This window comes from Thermaerobacter sp. FW80 (genome assembly GCF_004634385.1).
In the GTDB taxonomy this organism is placed as follows: domain Bacteria; phylum Bacillota; class Sulfobacillia; order Thermaerobacterales; family Thermaerobacteraceae; genus Thermaerobacter; species Thermaerobacter composti.
The window spans coordinates 1-19,722 of record NZ_CP037895.1; the positions used below are offsets into that span (position 1 = coordinate 1).

Sequence of the window (19,722 nt, forward strand, 5' to 3'; positions counted from 1 at the left end):
GGGGTATCGCATCGACCGGACCCAGGCCCGCAGACCGATGTGGGCCCTCGACCTCTTGGGGGTGTGGCGGCACGACGGATGCGACTGCATGATCACGCTGGTCGTCCGATATGGGCCCTCGACCTCTTGGGGGTGTGTGTGGCCCTGGCGTGGGCCGTCTCCACCCCCGGTCGCAACCTTCATGGGACCGGCCCCGCGTTCGGATGCCCGCCGTGATCGGACACCGGTCCCCCAGCGGTCGCGACGGCGATCACCGCTCGCATCCGACGCCATCCCGGTCCCAGCCGTCGAGCCGGTGCGGATCGGGCGGCAGCACCCGGAAGTCGCGGTAGGGGATGTCCCCGCAATCGAGATCCGGCGGCGGCGATGGGATGCACACATCGGGATAGGCGGGATCGCACCCTCCGCGTCGGCCGACGGGGGCGGGATCCCGCGCTCCCGCCGTCCGGATCGCGCCGGATCCCGGCTGCGACGAGCCGCCGTCAGCCGCGCCGGCACCATACCTTCCGCCGGACGCAGCCCGCAGGCCCCACAGGCCGCGCTCCGCCTCCCGGGCCTCGCGCTGGAAACCGGACGAACAGGTCCGCGTATCGCACGTCCGGCGGGTAGGTGACCACCTGGGCGGAGCCCTCCAGGAGCAAGATAGCGTTGAACATCCCCTCCCGCACATGGGCCGGCGTCGGCCGCTCAGGCGGTTCGACCAGCCAAACGTAGCGCAGGGCGCGGCCGTAGCGGTCCGTCTCCGACACGTCCTTCTCGAGCCACACCACCCGGCCCGCGAGATGCCGCCGGGTGAAGCGGGCCGCATGCGGACCGTAGGGTTCGACCTCGCCGTGGACCTCGGGTGTTGACACCGATCAGCCGCACCCGCGTCGAGGGCAGCGGCGCACCGCCCAGGGGCTCGACCTCGAGGGTGTCGCCGTCGATCACGTCCACCACCCGGGCGCGGGTGAGTCCCGGACGCTGACGCTCCGCGGCGGGCTGCAGCCGCCCCGAGGACGGCGACGAATCCCTTTTCGCACCGGTGCCCGTGGACCCTTCGGCGCTTTCGCCGGCGGCACCCGCGGCTGGCTCCGTGGCCCCGGTCCCATCGTTCGCGGCCGCATCGCGCCGGACGGCGCCACCCCCGACGAGCCGGGACCCGCCGGTGTGGCCGGCTCCGTCTCGGTGCCGCACCCAGCCGCTCCGAGGGCGACGGCGAGGACCAACGCGACCAGCAGGCCGCGGCTTTGGCACGGGCCCGCGCCGGCACGCCGCACCTTCCCAGCTTGCACACCGCCAGATCACGCATCGCTCGACCGCTCCTCCCGGGGCCCATCGCCCACGGGTCGTCGGCCTGGCCCAGCCCCCGCTGACCTCGGTGCAAGGTCGAGCATCCCACCATCGTCACCGCCACCATTCGTTGCACAGGTCGCAGTCCCCACAGGCGTCGGCCACCGGCATCCCACCATCGCCACCGCGGCCTACCACCGTTAGTTGTCCGCAGCTGACGCCACCGGCGTCAAGGGGCGTGGGCCGCGCCCATTCACGCGTGCGGCCGGCGGACCGGCGGCCACTTCGGCCCCTGAGCCGCCTCGCGACCCACCCGTGAGCGGCCTCGCAACCCACCCCACCCCTGCGCCGCCCCGCGCCCCAGCCCTGCGTCGCCTCGCGGCCGCGACTATATTGCAAAACATGATAGCCTCTGTTATGCTCGACGCAGTACCTTGCGGTACAAGATACGCCATGGCCAGGAGGATTGGACGATGGCGCAGGGACCCAAGAACCCCGTCACCGAGGCCGTCGACTCGTGCATCGTGTACTGGGTCGCCGCCGGCCTTCCCCGGGCGCAGATCGATCAGATGGCCGCCGAGCTGCGGGCCCACCTCGAGCAAGCCGTGGCGGCCGGCAAATCCGTCGAGGCCGTGATCGGCGGCGACGTCGCCCGGTTCGCCGAGGAGTGGTGGCGCCCGGGCCGGCACCAGCCCCGATGGCAGGCGCTGTGCTGGCGGCGCAGATCGTCGCGGCGGCGGTCTTCATCACGCTGCTACCGGCCGTCTGGGTCCAGCCGGTCGTCGCGGTGGAGGCGGCTCACCTCGTCCAGGTGCTGTGGATGGCAACGGGCGTCTGGATCCTGTTCTCGCCCCGGCTGGGTGCGCGCTGGCTGGCCAACAGCGCCAGGGAGCGCTACGGCCGCCTGTGGGTGGGGTGCCGCCGTCACCTTCGTCGGCATGCTGGTCCTGAGCCCGGCCATGCCCTGGGTACCCGAGTGGGTCCTCCTCGAGATCCCCCGGTGGCAGGCGGTGCTCGTCATGGTGGGTTGCCTCGTGATCAACGGGCTTGCGATCCTCCGCGACCCCACCCGGCCGCGGGCACCGGCCTCCCTCCCGTAGGCGGACGACGCCAGCACCCGGATCAGGCCACCATGGTCGCCCGGGTCATGCACCGGCCGCCGGGGCCGGCCACCGGGTCCTGGCGCACGAACGAGGCCCAGACCGTTGCCGGAGGAGGTGTCCGAGCCTTGCGCGACCGTGGTCGCGATGAAACCCGCGGCAGCCAGCTGCTCAAAGGCGTCCTGGACATGCTGCTCCTGGCCCTGATCGCCGAGCGACCCCGCTACGGCTACGAGATGGTGGAAGAACTCGGCCGGCGCGGGCTGCACCTCGTCAGCGAGGGAGCATCTACCCCGTTCTCGCCCGCCTGGAGCGGGCCGGGTTCGTCCAAGGATACTTCGAGCCCTCACCGCAAGGGCCACCGCGGAAGTACTATCGCATCCTGCCCCAGGGCCATCAGGCCCTTCATCGGTGGGGACGAGTGGCAACGGTTCGCACGGGGCGTGGACGGGGTGGTGACGGGCCAGCCCGCCGCCCGCGCAGCCAACCCGGCCTGCGGACGCGGCGATTCCGCCCCCGATCCCGCCATCCCCCTCCGTGGGGGTCCGGGCCCCTGACCGCGCCCCGCCCGTCACCACCGGGCCGCCCCCCCGAAGGGACCTCCTCTTGACCGCCTCACCGGGCCAGACCCCCGCGAACCCGCGACCAAGGGATGCACCCCTTGATGGGTTCACGATACGTAGTTTAATATTTAGACAAACTTCTAAAAACAGCCTCAAGGAGGCACAGCGTGGGTGAGCCCCAGCTGGTCTTCAAAGCCCTGGCCGACCCCACCCGCCGGGCCATCCTGCGGCTGCTCCGCGACCGCGACCTGACGGCAGGGGAGATCGCCGCGCACTTCCCGGTCACCCAGGCCAGCATCTCGCACCACCTGAGCCTCCTTAAGCATGCGGGGCTGGTGCTGGACGAGCGGCGAGGGCAGCACGTGGCGTACTCCCTCAACACCACGGTCTTCCAGGAGGTGATCGCATGGCTGATGGACCTGGCGGGCCCGCGTGACCTCGCACGGCTCCGGGTCCGGCCCGGAAGCCGGCGGCCCCGCGATGTCCTCGCGCGGTGGGCATGCGGCTCCGCCGCAAGACGGCCAGGGGCCGGACCGGGACGACCGCGGTCGCGACGTTCTGGAATGGCTGCTCCTCGCCCTGGCGGCCCTGGCGACCGCCGGGGTCTACCCGCGCCTCCCGGATCAGATGGTGATCCACTGGAACGCAGCCGGGCAGCCAGACGGATGGGCTCCCAGGGCCTTCGCAGCGTGGTTCGGCTGGGCGACGGCGGCGGGCACGTACCTTCTGCTGAAGGTTCTTCCGTCCATCGACCCGCGCCGCGCCAACTACCCCGGTTCGCAGGCGCCTACCGGCTGGTCCGGCAGATCACCGTCCTGTTCTTGCTGGGCGTCCACGCGGTGGTCCTCATGACCGGCCTCGGCATCCCCGTCGCCGTCGACCGGGTCATCGGTCTTGGCGTCGGCCTGATGCTGATCATCATGGGCAACGTCATGGGTCAAGTGCGCCCCAACTTCTTCTTCGGCATCCGCACGCCGTGGACGCTGTCCAGTGAGGCGGTGTGGCGCAAGACCCATCGTGCCGGGGCTGGCTGTTCATCCTCGCGGGGCTGGCCATCGCGACGACCGCCTTCCTGCCGCCCAGCTGGACGGTGCCGGTGATCCTGGCCAGCGTCATCGGGGTCACCATGGGAACGACGGTCTACTCGTATCTGCTCTGGCGGTTGAACGGCGCCGACATGGGCTGAACGGGCAAGCCGGGTGGCCGGCCCGGAACGCGCGAGGACCGCAAGGATGGGAAACGGGTGCGGGTCGATCGACCCGTACCCGATCCTGGCGCCGGATCTGCCCGGGCCCCTCTTCCCTCGCCCAGCCTGGCACCCCGCCGCCGGTTCGTCCCAGTGGCGGGGTGCCTCGGCCCGGCAGGGCCGTCACCGCAAGGGATCTCCACCGACCACGGGCCGTCCACCACTGACTGCGGGGTGGCGAAACGGACCACGAGGACCCCGTCCCGGGGAAGAAGGACTGGATAGGTCAAGTGCACTCGGTCCAACTGGCCGGTGTGGGGTCGTGTTCGGTGGCCACGCCGTCCGGTATCCAGCCCGCCTCCGCTCCGGGGGAGACTTCCGCCACACCTTCAGGGATGACGCTCGCTGTGACGGATACGCGCTCGAGCACCCTCCCGTCCTGCGCCGGCCCCAGGTCCAGGTTCAACACGATCCGGCCCGGTCGGGCCGAGCTACTTCCTTGACCGCAACGGTCCACGGCCCACCCGACGCGCCGGTCGACACGCGGGTGCTGCCGGGCGCCAGTTGTCCAGGGGATCCGCATCACCCCAGCCCCGGCTCGAGCACGCGGATGCGGGAGGCCGACAGGTGCAGCGATCGGACCCAGGACGGAAGGACCCGCGGAAGCGTGCCACCAGCTGGAAGGTGGGGGCGTCAACCCAGCCGTGGGGCACCTGCACGTCGGCAAGCTCCAGCCGGGTACCAGCGGGCCCGCAAGGCGCAGGTCCTCCACCCCGACCAAGTGCCAGGAGGCTGTTTGCCCGGAGTCGCCGGCTTCACCCGGCCCCTGGCTCGCGTCCGGGACGGCGCCGGCACCGTCCGGCCGCGATGCGCCGGAACCGGCCGTGGCCCACCTTAGATGGAGGACCACCTCGTCCCGTCCCCCGACCAGGTGGGGAACGCCGAGCTGCAGCCCCGCCCGGGCGCTGGACCAGGCATCCGGATCCATGGCCGCCCTGCCGGCACGAGCCCATCCACGAGGACCAGGGGAAGCCGCAGGTCCGGCTCGTGGGCCAGCGTCACCTCTGCGATCCCCGTCGGGAGGGGAGGGAACACAGGTACAGGGGTCGTCCGGCCCCCACGACACCACCTTGGCGTGAGGACCGTTCCATCGGGCAGCTGCAGGGCCCATCCGTGCATGAGCTCATCGCTCCCGTCCCGCTCCCCTCCCCCTCCCGGTTGGTGCCGCCCCGGGTTCCGCTGGCGCCGTCGCCACCCATCCGGATCCGGACCTCGGTCAGCTCCGGTAGCGCCACCCGACTCGACGGTCAGGCGGTCCGGGCCGGGGCCGAGCCAAGCCAGCGGCACCGTGACAGGCTCCCGCAGCGCCCGGACCTTGGCCCCTTCCTCGCGGACGAACCCGGCCCCCGGCAGCCACCGGGCAATGTGCTCCAACGCGGCCTGGACCACGGCCGGGTTCGTCCAGACCAGCAGGCCCGCCGCGGCCAGGACCGCTGCGGCCACGAGCCATGGCGGGAGCTGGCGAGAGCACCCTGAGCCACAGGCCGGTCCCGGAAGGACCGACGTGAGCCGGCGCCCTGTTTGGCCAGGCCGTCCTTGGACTCCGCGCCCATGGCCACCCGGGCGGCGACACGCTCCTGCAGCCGCTCCAGGCTCCCTGCCGGCGCCGCAGGCGCGGAGGCCGCCACGCGTTCGAGGAGCAGATCCCCTACCGCTTCCAGGCGGCTAGGGGGAATGCCCAGCTCTTGCAGGAACGCGGCTTCCTCAGCGGTCCAGCGGGGAGTCACGCGCACCGACTCTCCATCGCCCGTGGAGTCGGGTCCTCGCCGGTCCCGCGCCAGGCGCAGCAGCTTCACACCGGGATGGCTCCGTGTACGTGCCGCCCCCCTCTTCCCCCGTGCCGGTCCCCGCTGCGTCCATTCGCTGCCGCGTCATGTGGGATCTCCTTTCCTATCGGCGGATGCCGGCCGCCTGCCGGCCGCTGGCGCCCGTTCGACCAGCGCCTTCCGTAGGGCCTGGCGCGCTCGCCAGAGCCGGCTGTCCATGGCGTTCCGCGAGATGCCTGCCTCCCGCGCCATCCGTTCGATGGGTTCTTCCATCCAGTACCGGCGGATCAGCAGGTCCCGTTCCGCCGGGGACAGGGACTCCAGGGCCATGCGCAGCCGCACCGCCTCGTCCCGCGCCGCCACCAGCTCGGCGGGGTCCGCCGGTGAGACCAGGGCGTGGCCGCCCGAAGGCAAGCCTTCGTCAAGGCTGGACCAAGCCGGGCCGCCAGCGTGCGACGCGGACCGGGACGCCTTCCCGGGCCGGCCCCGGCCCTGTGCAGCCACCCGCTGCGACGGCGCAGCTCGCGTTTGAGCTGCCTGCGCCGGTCCAGGGCCGCGTACTTGAGTAGCATGAAGACCCAGGTCCTGAACCGGCCGCGCGCCGGGTCGAACTCGGCCGCCCGCTGCCAGGCGGCCACCAGGGCGTCCGCCGCGACTTCTTCGGCGTCGGCGTCGGTGCCCGCGGGCCCGAGGATGAGCCGGGCCAGGTACAGCACGGATTCCCCAAGACGCCGCACCATCTCCGCCACGGCGTCCGGGTCTCCCCGGCGAATCCGGTCGACCAGGTCCGGTGGAAAGTCGTCGGTCAGGCCCGCCGGGACGGTGGCCGCAGGGGTCGGGGCCACCGGGGTTGGGCCGGCACCGTCCGGACATGCGGTGGGGTCCTGCGCGTGCGTGACGCCTTCCGGTGACTCCGTGACGCCTTCAGATGACGCCATGACGCTTTGCGGTGCCTTGGATCGAATGCGGAATGGTGGTGGGGTCGAGCCCCCCGCCGGCCGATGGGAGATGGCCCGTCGCCTCCTCGCAGAGTACCCTTCACCCGTTACTACGGTGGTCACCGGAGTCTTCTTGCGAGGGAAGGATCCGGTCGGTGGCATGGGACGGGGCGGGGCGGGACCGGCCGTGCGCCTGCCACCCGTAAGGCCAGCCGAGTGCGCGCCCCGAAAAACCCACGATCAGGAGGCAGGTGGCTAAAGCGACGGCGGTCACCAGCACCGCAGTTGATCAGGCCCACGGTAGCCATGACAAGGTCGTCTCCCGGGTACGCCGGCTTGAGATCCGCGAGCCGGTAGGAAAAGGCGGCCGCCAGAAACAAATACGGGCTGCTGCCCAGGAGTGCCACCCGAACGCTGTCGCGGCCCCTCACCCCGCAGGCGGCGGCTGTGCATAGCCAAAGGTACACACTGGTAACGACCGCACCGACCATGACGAGCCGGTGCCAATACGGAATCCGTAGCCGAACCACGCCCGACAGCAACGCCAGCGCCGCGCCGAACAGCAACAGGTTCGATGCCAGCAAGAACCCGCCAGCGCCCGTATCCCGGTGGAACCACGGAAATCGTAGCAGGTGACGGGTCAGGCCATGGCCCTGCACCCGGTCGACCAGCGATCGCCGGATCCCAACCACCCCCAACACCCCGGCAAGACCGGCGAGCAGCAGGAGAACCACCCCCTCTCCCCCCCGACGGGCCGCCCGAGACACGGCACACGTACGGTCACGGTGCGGCGTGAATCCATTCCCTGTAGCCTAGTCTGCAGTCATCTCCCTCCGCTTACCGGGGCAGCCGTGCGGGGGTCCGGGGGCACGGGTCAGGCAATGGCCCTGGCCGAAAGAACGGGCAGGGACAGTCGCTTCCGATCATCGCCTTCGAGGTATGGTGAGACTCTGCCACCGCTCGCCAGCCCTGGCCTTGGCCAGGTAGACGATCTGGCCCACGTGATAGGAGGTGTGGAACAGCTGGCGCTCGATGGCGTCGATCACCGTGTGCGGCTCGCCGCGGATGAACACGGTCCGCAGCAGGTCGTCCGGCCTCAGGGCATCCAGCGTCGCAAAGAGCGCCCGCCACCCCCTCTCCCAGCGCTCCATCAGCTCCTGCCGGGGCAGCCGCTCCTCGACGAACTCGGCATCCCGGTCGCGATCGGGCTTCTCGCCGTCCGAGGTCAAAAAGTCGGTCCACCGGGAGACCATGTTGCCGCTCAAGTGCTTGATGAGCACCGTGATGCTGTTGGACTCCCCGCCGGGGGACCAGGCGAGGGCGTCGTCGTCCACCTGCGCCAGCGCCCGCTCCGCGAGGTCCTTGATGTAGCGGAACCGGCTCTTGACGGCCTCGAGGTAGACCTCCGCCACCCCCGGGCCGTCCACCAGGTCATGCACGGGCCTTCCCTCCCTGGGCTGGGGATCACGCACCTCGCCTGCCGGCCGGCGGCGTGGCGCCGGGCTCCGAACGAGGGCGCGCGTATAGAGTTCGTTGCACATCGTGCCGGGCGGTTCCTGCGCCTCCCGGCCCCCCTTCTTCTTGGTTCCTATTGTTAGAGCCCTCGGTCCGTTGACCCGCTCGCTGGATCCTTGTTAACGTCGTGACAGACAACGGGGTCTGGCCATCTCCGATTTCCGAAGGCGATGAACGGGAAGAGTACCCGGGAAGCGCGCCTCCCAGCGAGCCGGGACGGTGGAAGCCGGTAGGCCGCGCCTGGGGAATCCGCCCGGGAGCCCGCCGCCGAGCCACGGATGCAGTTCGCGCGCCGTCGCGTGCACATGCCTGGTGGGAAGGCGGCCGGCTGCCGCCCGATACGCGGCACGAGGGGGCGCCGTCACGGCGTCAAGTCCGGTGGCACCGCGGGACGACTCCCGCCCGGAAGGGCGGGAGTCTCTTTTTTGCAGTGCCGAAGGGGGAGACGATCGTGATCGATCCGGAACTGCTTCGCAAGGATCCCGAGCGCATCCGCGAAGCGGCCCGACTCAAGGGCTTCGACCCTGAAACGGTAGACCTGGCGGTCACCCTGGACCGGCGCCGGCGCGAGCTCCTCGCCGTCGTCGAGCGCCTGCGGGCGGAGCGCAATGCCCTATCCAAGAGGATCGGTAGCCTGCCCCCGGAGGAGCGTCACGCGGCCCTCACCCGCGCGACCGTGCTCAAGGAGCGGTTGGCACAGCTGGAACCCGAGCTGCGGGACGTCCAGAACCGGCTCCAGCACCTCCTGCTGTGCCTGCCAAACCCGCCTGCGCCCTCGTCCCCGGTAGGTTCATCCGACGAAGACAACGTCGAGGTCCGCCGGTGGGGCCAGCCGCCCTCGTTTCCCTTCCCGCCACGCGACCACATGGAACTCGGGCAGCTGCTGGGGATCATCGAGACGGAGCGGGCGGTGAAAATGGCGGGTTCCCGCGCCTATTTCCTGAAGAACGAGGGGGCCCTCCTCGAATGGGCCGTCCTCCGATTCGCCGTCGACCTGTTGCTTCGGCGGGGCTATACGTTGCTGGCACCACCGGTGCTGGTCCGGGACGAGGCCATGACGGCCACGGGGTACTTCCCGCTGGGACGCGAGGAGGTGTACCGGCTCGAGCGGGACGAGCTGAACCTGGTCGGCACCGCCGAAGTCCCGCTGGTGGCTTACCACATGGATGAGACCCTCGAGGAGAACGAATTGCCCCGGCGCTACTGCGCACTCTCCCCGTGCTTTCGACGCGAGGTCGGCAGCGCGGGCCGCGACGTCCACGGCCTTTACCGGGTCCACCAGTTCTTCAAGGTGGAGCAGGTGATCATCTGCGAGGCCGATCCCGACGCCTCCCGCCGCTACCACGAGGAACTCCTGAAAAATGCCGAGGACATCCTGCAGGCCCTCGAACTACCCTACCGGGTCGTGCAAGTCTGTACGGGCGAGATGGGACAGGGACAGGTCTTGAAACACGACATCGAGACCTGGATGCCCAGCCGCGGCCGGTACGGAGAAACCCATTCGTGTTCCAGCTTCCACGACTTCCAGGCGCGCCGCGCTCGCATCCGCTACCGGGACAGGAACGGGCGGGTCCGGTACGCCTACACCCTGAACAATACCGCCGTCGCGTCGCCCCGGATCCTGATCCCGCTCCTGGAGATCCACCAGCGGGAAGACGGCAGCGTCCGCATCCCGGAGGCACTCCGGCCCTACATGGGCGGCTTGGAGGCGCTGGCCCCCCGGATTGCGTAAGTGTCACGGCAGCGCAACGGCAGCCGAGGGCAGTCCCGGGGGAGGGCGGCAGGCGGCGGCGCCGCGGCAGGGAATCTCTTGCAGAGACGCCCAGCGCCCCGCCCGGCACCCGCCACCCCGAACGGAAGGCATCCGCAGGCGCCGGTGGGCTGCCGGTGGGTCCGGACCGGTGACCCGCCGCGGCGGGAGAGGAGCACGCCAATCCATGGACCACTCCACGGGCAGGACAACCCTGGTCGCCGCGGTGACCGCCGAGACCATCGCCCTCGAGGTCCACTGGGGCCGCGAGGTTTACTATCTGGAGGTCTCGGACGGTGCCGTGCGCTACCGGGAGACCACGCGCTGGGACCGCAATGCTTCGTACATCGAGAACCTGCTGGACCTGGACAAGCTGGTCGGGGATCTCCGGAGCTGGTACCGGACGAGGTACCCGTCCCTGGGGTCCCGGTCCGTTCTGGCCGAGCTGGAGTTCGACAACCACCAGTTGACCGTCAGGCGCTGCACCGAGCGGGCCACGCCGCGCCCGGCCCCCTGGACCCTGGAAGAACGGTGGCCCCGGGGAGCGGCATGGTATGCGAAGTGGAGCGAGACGCGGTTCGTGTGGGGTGCCTTCGACTGCGAGGGTGTCGTGGCCTGCGTCGATGATTGGCATGGCCACCCGGACGAACCGGCCACCGGCGGGCGGGACCCCCATCGGAGCGGCCATCCCGCCGCGATCCTGCTCACCGGGCGCCGGCCCCTGTGGGAGAACGGGCGACTGGCTGCCCTGTTGCGTCAGGGCCGGCCGGTCGTGGTGCTCGATGCGGAGGACGGCTTCCATCTCGCCCCGCGGCATGACCGGCTGCCTCCCCCGGGGGTCCCCAGGGACCGCTTCGGCTACATGTCCGTCGCCTGGCTTCCGGCCCAGGCGCTGGTGGGCCGGACCGTGCGGGTCATCGCCGACGGGCAACAGGGTATCCTCCTCGTACGTCGCCCTGACCGTCCAGCCCATGCACCCGTGATACGTGGCGTGACCCACGATAAGACCCACGATCACGATAAGACCCACGATAAGGAAGACGCCTTGGGGAACGCGCCCCACCCGACCGGTGCCGGGAACGCCGGTGACCGGGCCCGTTCGGCGCAGGACCGGCGGCGCACCGACCTGCTGCCGGCCAGCCGCCACCGGGTCACCCTGACTCCCCTGCCGAAAGAGTTCATACCCCCCTTCGAGCAGGTCACCAGCGTGGGGGTCATCGCTTTCACCCGGGAGGGAAAGGTCGCGGTCACCCTGCAATCCCGGGGCTTTGACATCCCCGGCGGCCACGTTCAGCGGGGCGACCGCAGCCTGGAGGAAACGGCCCGGCGGGAAGCCCTGGAGGAAGCCAGGGTGACCCTGAGCAAGGTGGAGTACCTGGGCGCTCTTCGCTCGAACTACTACTCCGAGCCGACCTATATCGTGCTGATGGCGGCCATGGTGGAACAGGTCCTGCCCTTCGTACCGTCACCGGATCACTGGCTGCGGCTCTTTCTGACCCCCGAGCAGTTCGCGTCGGTGTACTCGGCGGGGGACCGGGAGCGGATGCAGGCGGCCGTACGACAGGCCCGGGCCTTGTTCTTCCCATAGGCTCCTGTCCATATAGGTATCCTTCCCAGATCTATGGGGCCGCGCCATCGTCTCCGGCGGCCGAATCGACAGACAAGTCAGCCGGCACCGGCAAGGGGGCCAGCCCGGGCGCTGCGGCCGGGGCGCCGCAGCCGCGCCGCCCGCTCACCCGGCTCGCGCGGGGGACTAGCGCAGGGGAATGGAAACGGTCCAGGGACCCTCCACCACCGTTGTCGGGTTCGTCAGCCGCACAACCACCTCTCCACCCCGGGGGAGCGGACGGGGAAAGTCGAGCCATACTTCCACCAGCCGGTTCTGGCCATCGTACGTCCCGCCGATGGCGTTCGCTGCGAAGCCGCCATCCAGGCTCTCACCGGCCGCCTCGCCGCCCTTCCCACCCGCGCCAGCCCCTGCCGGTAGAACGAGCCCCTGCACGCTGACCGTCCGGAGGGTCGCACCGTCCCGAGCCGGACCCAGGTCGAGGCCCAGGCGGATGAGGTGCCTCCCCCGTAAGGGCCCCTTACTCTCTACTACGCCCGTGGGCGACGGGATCTTGCGGCCCGGCGCCCAGCAGGCATCCGGCCTCCCGAAAGGGAATGTCTGTTAAGAACCTGCGTCAGGGGAGGGGAACCGGCGTGCTGCCGCCAGGCACGCTACAGGACCGCGTCGCCATCATCACCGGGGGAGGAACCGGCCTCGGCAAGGCCATGGCCCTGGAGTTCACCCGTCTGGGGGCGCGGGTGGTGCTCGCCAGCCGCAAGCCCGAGAACCTGGAGAAGGCCGCTGCCGAGATCGCCGAGCGGGGCGGCGAGGCCCTGACCGTCCCCACCGACGTCCGCGACCCGGAGCAGGTCGACCGGATGGTCCAGGCCGCCCTGGACCGCTTTGGCCGGATCGACATCCTGGTCAACAACGCCGCCGGCAACTTCGTGTGCCCTGCCGAGGAGCTCTCCGTCAACGGCTGGAACGCCGTCGTCAACATCGTGCTGCACGGGACCTTCTACTGCACCCGGGCCGTCGCCCGGCACTGGATCGCCCAGGGCCGGGGCGGCAACATCTTGAACATCATCGCCACCTACGCCTGGACGGGCGGGCCCGGCACGGTCCACTCGGCGGCGGCCAAGGCCGGGGTTCTGGCCATGACCCGCACCCTGGCCGTGGAGTGGGCGCCCAAGGGGATCCGGGTCAACTGCATCGCCCCCGGGCCCGTCGACGGCACGGGTGCCGCACCCCAGCTCTGGCCCACGGAAGAGGCCCGCCAGGCGGTGCTGCGCTCCATCCCCCTGGGCCGCATGGGCCGGCCCGAAGAGATCGCCCATGCCGCAGCCTACCTGGTGTCCGACTACGCCGGGTTCATCACCGGCGAGGTGCTGACCATCGACGGCGGGCAGTGGCTGGGGCGGGGCGTGTTCAAGGGCCAGAGGCGATGAACCGTGCGCGCCGCCCTGTTCATCACCTGCTTGTGCGACCTGTTCTTCCCCGAGGTGGGCGAGAGCACCGTCCGGCTGCTGCGCCGGCTGGGCGTCGAGGTCACCTTCCCCGCCGGGCAGACCTGCTGCGGCCAACCGGCCTACAATACGGGCTACACCGCCGAGGCCCGGGACGTGGCCCGCAACCTGATCGAGGTCTTCGAGCGGGAGGCACCGGACGTGCCGGTGGTCACTCCGTCGGGTTCCTGCGCCGCAATGATCCGCCACCACTACCCGCGCCTGTTTGCCGGCGATTCGGAGTGGGCCACCCGGGCCGCGGCCTTCGCCGAGCGGGTCTATGAGCTGTCGGAGTTCATCGTCCACGTCCTGGGCCGGACGGACCTCGGCGCTCGTTACCCCGCCGTCGCCACCTTCCACCGGTCCTGCCACATGGCCCGCGGGCTGGGCCTCGTGGAGGAACCCCTGGCGCTCCTGCGGGCGGTGGAGGGGCTTGAGCTGGTGGACCTGCCCCACCCCGGCGAGTGCTGCGGCTTCGGCGGCACCTTCGCCGTGAAGATGGCGGAGCTCTCGACGGCCATGGTTGACGCCAAGGTCCAGGCCATCGAGGAGACAAGGGCGCAACTGCTGGTGGGCTGCGACGTGGGGTGCCTCATGCACATCGGCGGGCGGCTGCGGCGCCTCGGCCGGCCGGTGCGGGTGCTGCACCTGGCCCAGCTCCTGGACGAGGTGACGAGGCCGGCCCGGTGGACGGCGTAGGGGAAGCCAGCGTGGCCCGGGGGCCCGGGCCCGGTATCGCCCCTGCCCGGCGATGCCGGCTGCAGGTGGAGGGCCTGCCGCCGCCACGGGACCGTTGGGCGGTAGCCCGTATACCATCGTGGTTCGGCAGGGTGAGCACCGCGGTGTGACTGTCGCGGCGTCACTGCCACGGAAACAGCCGGTGGTGACGGACGCCGGCTATCGTGGGGCCCGGCGGCCGGGCCGGAGCAACCTGGGGCGACGCCAGGCGGTCGGGGGCTTCCTCGGTGCAGCCCCAGGGTCCCCACCCAGGGTCCCCGCAACGGCCCCACGGCCGCGGGTTCGCTGGCCCCGGCCCTGGCCCGTGCCCGCCGGGTTCGTCCGCCAGGTTCACCCTTGACCGGCGTACCGCAACGCAACAGTGACGCACCGAGGGGAGGAACCGGCCATGCACAGCGCACCATTCGATCACCATCAGGCGGGAACGGCGCCGACTCGCAGCATGGCTGGCAGCCTCGGAAACACGCCCGGCAGTTCCGGCGGCCCGGCCGGCGCCACCCCAAGCCCCGCCCACGGCCCCAGCCATGGCCCCGCCCTGAGCAGCACCACGCAACCCGCCAGCCTCTCCCACCGTCCCCCCGCCGAGCCCTTCCACCAGCGAGCCGCCGCGGCCCTGCGGGACGACTTCCTCCGCGTCGCCGTCCCCCGCGCCACCTACCGCCAGCACTACGGCCGCGAGCAGGCGCTGGCCCAGTTGGGCGATCCCCTCAAGTGGCGGGAGCGGGCCCGGACCATCCGCGCCCGCACCATCGCCCAGCTCGACCGGTACCTGGACCAGGCCATCGCCGCGGTCCAGGCCCGGGGCGGCCACGTCCACCGGGCGGCGACGGCGGGTGAGGCGGTAGAGGCGATCCTGGGTATCATCCACCGGGCCGGCGCCCGCCGGGTCGTCAAGTCGAAATCGATGGTGACGGAAGAGATCCATCTGAACCCCCACCTGGAGGCGGCGGGCATCGAGGTGGTGGAGACCGACCTGGGGGAGTACATCATCCAGCTGGCCGGTCACCGGCCCTCCCACATCGTGGCGCCGGCCGTGCACCTGTCCCAGCAGCAGATCCGGGAGATCTTCAGCCGCGAGGCGGGCCGCCCCCTCCCCGACGACGCCGTCGCCCTGGCCGCCTTCGCCCGCCAGCAGCTGCGCCAGAAGTTCCTCCGCGCCGACGTCGGCATCTCCGGGGTCAACTTCCTGGTGGCGGAGTCGGGCACCGTTGTGCTGGTGACCAACGAGGGCAACGGCCGCATGGTCACCTCCCTGCCCCGGATCCACATCGCCGTCATGGGCATGGAGCGGGTCGTGCCCACCTGGGCCGACCTGGCCGTGCTCCTGGAGGTCCTGGCCCGCAGCGCCACCGGCCAGAAGATCACCGTCTACACCACCTTCGTGGGCGGGCCGCGGCGTCCCGGCGAGGCCGACGGACCCGAGGAGTTCCACCTGGTCATCGTCGACAACGGGCGGTCGAACCTGCTGGGCACCCGCTTCCAGGAGGCCCTGCACTGCATCCGCTGCGGCGCCTGCCTGAACGCCTGCCCCGTGTACCGGCAGATCGGGGGCCATCCCTACGGGGGCGTCTACAGCGGGCCGATCGGGGCGGTGATCACGCCGCTGCTGGGCGGCCTGGACGGCTGGGACGACCTGCCCTATGCCTCCAGCCTCTGCGGCGCCTGCCACGAGGCCTGCCCGGTGATGATCCCCCTGCACGATCTTCTGGTCGACCTGCGGGAAGAGGTGGTGAACCGGGGGCGGTCCGGTCAGGCGCCCACCGGCAACGACGACGCCACAGCGGCGGGCACGAAGGGCCTCCACGACCACGCGGAGCGATGGGCCTTCCGCCTGTGGCGGTGGGTCTTTTCTGACCCGCGGCGGTACCGGCTGGCGGCCCGGTTGGCCGCGTGGGTGCAGGTGCCGTGGCTCGATGCGGAATCCCACACCAGGGACGAACCGGCGGCCGGGCTAATGGTCGGGGCCGTCCTCCGCGGCGAGCCGGGCCCCCTGGGTGCCTGGACGGCCTCCCGCGACTTCCCGGCCGTCGCCTCCCGGCCCTTCCATGCTCGCTGGGCCGCCCTAGCCCGGGAGGTGGATCCCGGCCCCGCAGGGTCCCAGGACGCCGAGCCCGGGGGCAACCGCGGTCCATCCCTCACGCCCGCCTCCGCCGAAGCCGGCCCACCGGCCAGGGACGCAGCTGCGATCCAGCCGCAGCCCGCGCCGACGACCCGGTCCCAAGGTACGGCCGAGGCGCCGTCGCACCCCCGCTCCGGAGCCCGGTTCGACGACGGGTCCCGGCCTGAGAACGGATCCGGGAAGGGATCCGAGGCCGGGTCCGAGCCCCGGACCCCGGGCCGGGCGATGGCTCGGTGCCTGGCGCCCGCTGCACCTGCCTCCACCCCCTTCCCCGTGGTGGCGTCCGGTCCCACCGCCGGCTTGCCGCGGGCGGACCACCCGGGCCCCGACCCCTCCGGCTGGCCCGAGCGCTTTGGCCGGGAGTTGGAGGCTGTCCACGGCACTTGGACCCGCGTCCACGGCGGAACGCCCGAAGCCGTTGCGGCGGCCTGCGCGGCCGCCTGTGCCGCATTCGTCCGGTCCCGCAGCCTGCGCCGGGTGGTGGCCTGGGACCCCGCCGCCCCGGACCTGCCGGAGGGCGCCGGGCCGGTCCTGGAAGGCGTGCTTCACGCCCTGGAAGAAGCCGGCTGCCAGATCGCCCGTTGGCGGGAAGACCGGCCGCGGCATGCTCCGTTGAGCCTGCGTGAGGCGGCGGCCACGGCGAATCTGGGCATCGTGGTGGCCCACTTCGCCGTCGCCGCCAGCGGCACCGTGGCGGTGGTGCACGGTCCGGGCCGGGGCCGGGCGGTGAGCCTGCTCCCTGAACACCTGCTGATCCTGGTGCCCGCGGCCGTCATGGTGCCCACTCTGGCCGAGGCCATCGCCGGCCTTATCGATCGATACGGAGTCGCCGACCCCACCACCGCCCCCCAGAACGTCACCTTCATCACAGGTCCCAGCAAGTCGTCGGACATCGAGCTGCACCCGGTGGTGGGGGTCCACGGGCCGCGACACGTCCACGCCGTGATCTACGGAACGCAATGATCTCTTGTGCATGACGGTAAGGATGACGAAAGTTGTACCGGGAGTTGTTGACGAATAAGGCCTTCTTGCTATTGTTTTTGGGCCGCTTGATCACCAATGCTGGCGACAGCGTCTACCTGGTGGCAACGCTGTGGTACCTGAGCCAGTCTGATGCTTCCGGTGTGGTGGCCGGACTGGCGGGATTTCTGATCACGGTGCCACAAGAGCCTGTTGCACCGACCCTGAGAGATCGGGCCTAGTGGGAACGTACCGGGTCGATTCGCTCATGTCACATGGGCTGACGGTCAGGACTGTGTAGGCCGGCGGCCCGATCGTGACCCTTCTACGCCAAGCCCGCCTCCGTACATCCAAAGGGCAAGGTGGCGGATCGCTCCCTGACCCTCCGCCAGAGCTTCAGCAAGTTGTGGGTCAGGCAGAGCAGCTTCCACTCGCTGTCACACGCCGCCAGACCCCGACGGAGGAACCGGTCGGCGCCTCGCACGGTCTTGATCTGCCCGAACACCGGCTCCACGGTCTGGCTGCGCTTGGCGTAGATCGCCTGCCCTCGCCGGGTCCGCAGCTTGCGTTCCATCCGCTCCCGCAGGCTCAGCCCCTTGGGGATCCGGCCTCGCGGAGGGGGTGCATCCTTCACCGCCTGACGATGCTTCCACTCCTTGCTCGTCGCCAGGAACAGCTCCGGCCCCTCGGCCGGCGCCTGCTTCACGTTCGCCTCGCTCCAGTACCCCGCGTCGGCCACCACGGCGCGGATGGGCTTGTTGACGCCCGCAGCCCGCAGGTTGGCTTGCGCCTGCTGGAGCATCGGGTGCAGTTGGCCCACGTCGTTGGCGTCCTGCGTCACCGCCGCGGCCACGATGAGTTGGTCCTCCGTGACCACCGCCTGGGCGTTGTACCCTTGCCCAAAGCCCTGCCGGGTCTTCATGATCCGGCTGTCCGGGTCCGTGACGTTCGCCTTCGCCGCCGGATCCACCGAGGCATCCGGCGCCTTCGGCTTGCGCCCCCGCCGCTTCTTGCCGGTCGCCTGCTCCTGCGCCTTCCGCTCCTCGATGCGGGCCTGCTGCCGGGCCGCTTCCCGGGCCGCCTCGTCCTCCAGCCGCCGCTTGCATGCCTTCAGCCGCTCCAGCCGGCTCTGGCGGGAGCGCAGTTCCTCCGGCAACTCATCCCCACGGCGCCCGGGGCCGTAACCTCTGAATCCGATGCCGGGGTGGTCAACAATTAGGTTGTCACGGTGGTCACCTGTGTTCGAAGTCAAGCCCCCAGCGATCAAGCGACTTTTCGCCGACGGTGGGTCTTGATGTCCTCAGGCCAAAGGGCCTTGGTCACCGCATCCCAATCAACAGCAGCCTGCGCTACATTCAGCAGGCGGCGTTGCTTCCGCTGCACGAGCAACGGCTTGGCCGCCCGGTAGGGCTGGCCCGTAAGGAGCATGCGCCAGGCGACGATGAGGAGCTTGCGGGCCAAGGCCACGACGGCCTTGTGATGCCCGATTTGCCGCTGCTTCCGGTGGAAGAACGCCCCCAAGGGGCCCTGATCGTGACGCGCCACCGCGAGAGCGGCCTCGACGAGGGCGGTGCGCAAAAGCTTGCATCCATTCCGGCTGATTCCGTCCCCGGTGGTCCTGCTCGCCGGACTGGTGGACGGACGCGTTCAGGCCAGCGTACCGCGTCACTTGCTTCGCCGTTCGGAAGCGGAGAGGATCCCCCAGGTACGCCCAGATGGTGGCCGCGGTGAGGAGCCCCACCCCCGTGATCGTCAGCAAGAGCTGAACGGCCGGCTGGTCGGCCACCTGTCGCGCGATCTCCGCTTCAATGGCCTGAATTTCGATCTCCACGGTCTCCAACTGTCGAAGGGCGCTGAGGAGGATGACGCGTTCCGCCTGCGGCAGCCGGTTTACCTCGTCCCGATCCAGCCACTGCCGGGGGTCCACCTTCCGGGGAACGGGGAGCCCGTGTCGCTGGAACACGGACTTGGCCTGGGTCAGGTACCGCCGCCGGTTCCGGACCAACCGGTCCCGGTATTGCAAAAGGCACCGGACGTCGCGGACCTCCCGCGGTGGCACCCACACGGCCGGCACCATCCCCAGGGCCAGCATCTTGGCCAGCCGTTCGGCATCCCCGCGATCCATGTGCCGGCCTGCTCCCAAGCGCTTCAGCTCCAGGGGGTTGGCCAGCAGGACCTTACCGGCGTACGACGAAAGCAAGTCGTACACGCGGAGAACTCCCCTGAGTCCTGGGGGTTAGGCCCATTTGCCTTCCCCGGTCAAACCCACGTGAGGGGGCGCGTGTCCGCTCCAGAACTGCGGGAATTGGCCCAAGCCCGTAAGGGTATTAAGCCGCTTTTGACCATGGCCGCGGCCAAAACATGCTGGAGCGTTCCAGGACACCGCAGGGGGGTGGTACGCAAACCGGGGGAGACGCGTGACGAATGAACTGCGGTGCAATCACGAGGCATTGGACATAGCTACGAACGGGGAAGGCACATAACAAATCTCCCCTGGATAGCTACGCAAGGCAGTGGGTACCTACCGAAACAAGGCAAAGCGGCGGTTTACGTCCGAATGAAACATGCTACCACTCGCCTGAGGGACTCGACCATGTATAGGGAGGGGTTGCGAGTGCGTAACGCAGCGACGAGCTGGGGCATCATCGCACTCGCAGCGCTCCTTGTAGCTCTTTTAGGCGCTACGGCCCTTGCCCACGGT

17 protein-coding genes and 3 pseudogenes are annotated in these 19,722 nt (G+C 70.5%); 11 read left to right on the forward strand and 9 right to left on the reverse strand.

The genetic code is table 11. The features are described 5' to 3' along the window. Window positions 1-482: 482 nt before the first annotated feature. Window positions 483-854: a thermonuclease family protein gene (locus E1B22_RS12965; RefSeq protein ID WP_243123480.1), complete on the reverse strand. Its 372-nt coding sequence runs from the start codon at window positions 852-854 to the stop codon at window positions 483-485. An 891-nt stretch (window positions 855-1,745) separates the two neighbouring features. Between E1B22_RS12965 and E1B22_RS00015 the strand changes: the two genes are divergently transcribed. The 5 genes and pseudogenes from E1B22_RS00015 to E1B22_RS12980 all read left to right on the forward strand — a co-directional run bounded on the left by E1B22_RS00015 (window position 1,746) and on the right by E1B22_RS12980 (window position 4,035). Then, entirely contained in the window at window positions 1,746-2,372 is a 627-nt protein-coding gene (locus E1B22_RS00015; protein WP_243123482.1) for a hypothetical protein, read from the forward strand. A 307-nt stretch (window positions 2,373-2,679) separates the two neighbouring features. Beyond that, on the forward strand, window positions 2,680-2,982 hold the full coding sequence (locus E1B22_RS12970) for a PadR family transcriptional regulator (RefSeq protein WP_243123892.1): 303 nt from the start codon (window positions 2,680-2,682) through the stop codon (window positions 2,980-2,982). Between the two features lie 120 nt (window positions 2,983-3,102). Further along, a pseudogene (locus E1B22_RS12975) lies at window positions 3,103-3,297 on the forward strand (metalloregulator ArsR/SmtB family transcription factor); the annotation flags it as partial. A gap of 265 nt (window positions 3,298-3,562) precedes the next feature. Further along, window positions 3,563-3,787: a DUF1648 domain-containing protein gene (locus E1B22_RS13995; RefSeq protein ID WP_371413501.1), complete on the forward strand. Its 225-nt coding sequence runs from the start codon at window positions 3,563-3,565 to the stop codon at window positions 3,785-3,787. Window positions 3,788-3,867: 80 nt separating this feature from the next. Beyond that, window positions 3,868-4,035: an SdpI family protein gene (locus tag E1B22_RS12980; protein ID WP_243123893.1), complete on the forward strand. Its 168-nt coding sequence runs from the start codon at window positions 3,868-3,870 to the stop codon at window positions 4,033-4,035. Window positions 4,036-6,052: 2,017 nt separating this feature from the next. Here E1B22_RS12980 and E1B22_RS00030 read toward each other — a convergent pair. The 4 genes and pseudogenes from E1B22_RS00030 to E1B22_RS00045 all read right to left on the reverse strand — a co-directional run bounded on the left by E1B22_RS00030 (window position 6,053) and on the right by E1B22_RS00045 (window position 8,324). Continuing rightward, complete coding sequence (locus E1B22_RS00030) at window positions 6,053-6,361, reverse strand: sigma factor-like helix-turn-helix DNA-binding protein (RefSeq protein ID WP_243123484.1); 309 nt, start codon at window positions 6,359-6,361, stop codon at window positions 6,053-6,055. A gap of 122 nt (window positions 6,362-6,483) precedes the next feature. Then, a pseudogene (locus tag E1B22_RS14000) lies at window positions 6,484-7,047 on the reverse strand (RNA polymerase sigma factor); the annotation flags it as partial. Next, on the reverse strand, window positions 7,005-7,619 hold the full coding sequence (locus E1B22_RS00040; RefSeq protein WP_243123474.1) for a hypothetical protein: 615 nt from the start codon (window positions 7,617-7,619) through the stop codon (window positions 7,005-7,007). The pseudogene E1B22_RS14000 and the gene E1B22_RS00040, both read right to left, overlap by 43 nt. A 189-nt stretch (window positions 7,620-7,808) precedes the next feature. After that, a complete protein-coding gene (locus tag E1B22_RS00045) occupies window positions 7,809-8,324 on the reverse strand; it encodes a DUF1572 family protein (RefSeq protein ID WP_135224072.1) in 516 nt (171 codons plus the stop codon). 527 nt (window positions 8,325-8,851) lie between these two features. Here E1B22_RS00045 and serS point away from each other — a divergent pair. Both serS and E1B22_RS00055 read left to right on the forward strand, forming a co-directional pair. Next, entirely contained in the window at window positions 8,852-10,132 is a 1,281-nt protein-coding gene (gene serS, locus E1B22_RS00050) for a serine--tRNA ligase (protein ID WP_135224073.1), read from the forward strand. 205 nt (window positions 10,133-10,337) lie between these two features. Further along, window positions 10,338-11,738 (forward strand): NUDIX hydrolase, encoded by a 1,401-nt coding sequence (locus E1B22_RS00055; RefSeq protein ID WP_135224074.1) that lies wholly within the window; start codon window positions 10,338-10,340, stop codon window positions 11,736-11,738. 165 nt (window positions 11,739-11,903) lie between these two features. Here the strand turns inward: E1B22_RS00055 and E1B22_RS00060 are convergent, their stop codons facing one another. After that, entirely contained in the window at window positions 11,904-12,152 is a 249-nt protein-coding gene (locus E1B22_RS00060) for a hypothetical protein (RefSeq protein WP_135224075.1), read from the reverse strand. Window positions 12,153-12,352: 200 nt separating this feature from the next. Between E1B22_RS00060 and fadH the strand changes: the two genes are divergently transcribed. From fadH to E1B22_RS00080, 4 genes are all read left to right on the forward strand, one after another. Further along, window positions 12,353-13,147 carry a 2,4-dienoyl-CoA reductase gene (fadH, locus tag E1B22_RS00065; RefSeq protein ID WP_207669882.1) on the forward strand — a complete coding sequence of 265 codons (795 nt, stop codon included), beginning with the start codon at window positions 12,353-12,355 and terminating at the stop codon, window positions 13,145-13,147. A gap of 3 nt (window positions 13,148-13,150) precedes the next feature. Further along, a complete protein-coding gene (locus E1B22_RS00070) occupies window positions 13,151-13,903 on the forward strand; it encodes a (Fe-S)-binding protein (protein ID WP_135224077.1) in 753 nt (250 codons plus the stop codon). A 427-nt stretch (window positions 13,904-14,330) separates the two neighbouring features. Further along, window positions 14,331-17,024, forward strand: coding sequence for a LutB/LldF family L-lactate oxidation iron-sulfur protein (locus E1B22_RS00075; protein ID WP_135224078.1), 2,694 nt, complete (start codon window positions 14,331-14,333; stop codon window positions 17,022-17,024). A 32-nt stretch (window positions 17,025-17,056) separates the two neighbouring features. Beyond that, window positions 17,057-17,263 carry a hypothetical protein gene (locus E1B22_RS00080; protein ID WP_135224079.1) on the forward strand — a complete coding sequence of 69 codons (207 nt, stop codon included), beginning with the start codon at window positions 17,057-17,059 and terminating at the stop codon, window positions 17,261-17,263. Between the two features lie 83 nt (window positions 17,264-17,346). Here E1B22_RS00080 and E1B22_RS00085 read toward each other — a convergent pair whose 3' ends face one another. From E1B22_RS00085 to E1B22_RS12990, 3 genes and pseudogenes are all read right to left on the reverse strand, one after another. Further along, entirely contained in the window at window positions 17,347-18,177 is an 831-nt protein-coding gene (locus tag E1B22_RS00085; RefSeq protein ID WP_243123476.1) for a transposase, read from the reverse strand. Window positions 18,178-18,284: 107 nt separating this feature from the next. Continuing rightward, on the reverse strand, window positions 18,285-18,599 hold the full coding sequence (locus E1B22_RS12985) for a hypothetical protein (RefSeq protein ID WP_243123897.1): 315 nt from the start codon (window positions 18,597-18,599) through the stop codon (window positions 18,285-18,287). Window positions 18,600-18,684: 85 nt separating this feature from the next. Further along, a pseudogene (locus E1B22_RS12990) lies at window positions 18,685-19,146 on the reverse strand (transposase); the annotation flags it as partial. Window positions 19,147-19,722 lie beyond the last annotated feature (576 nt).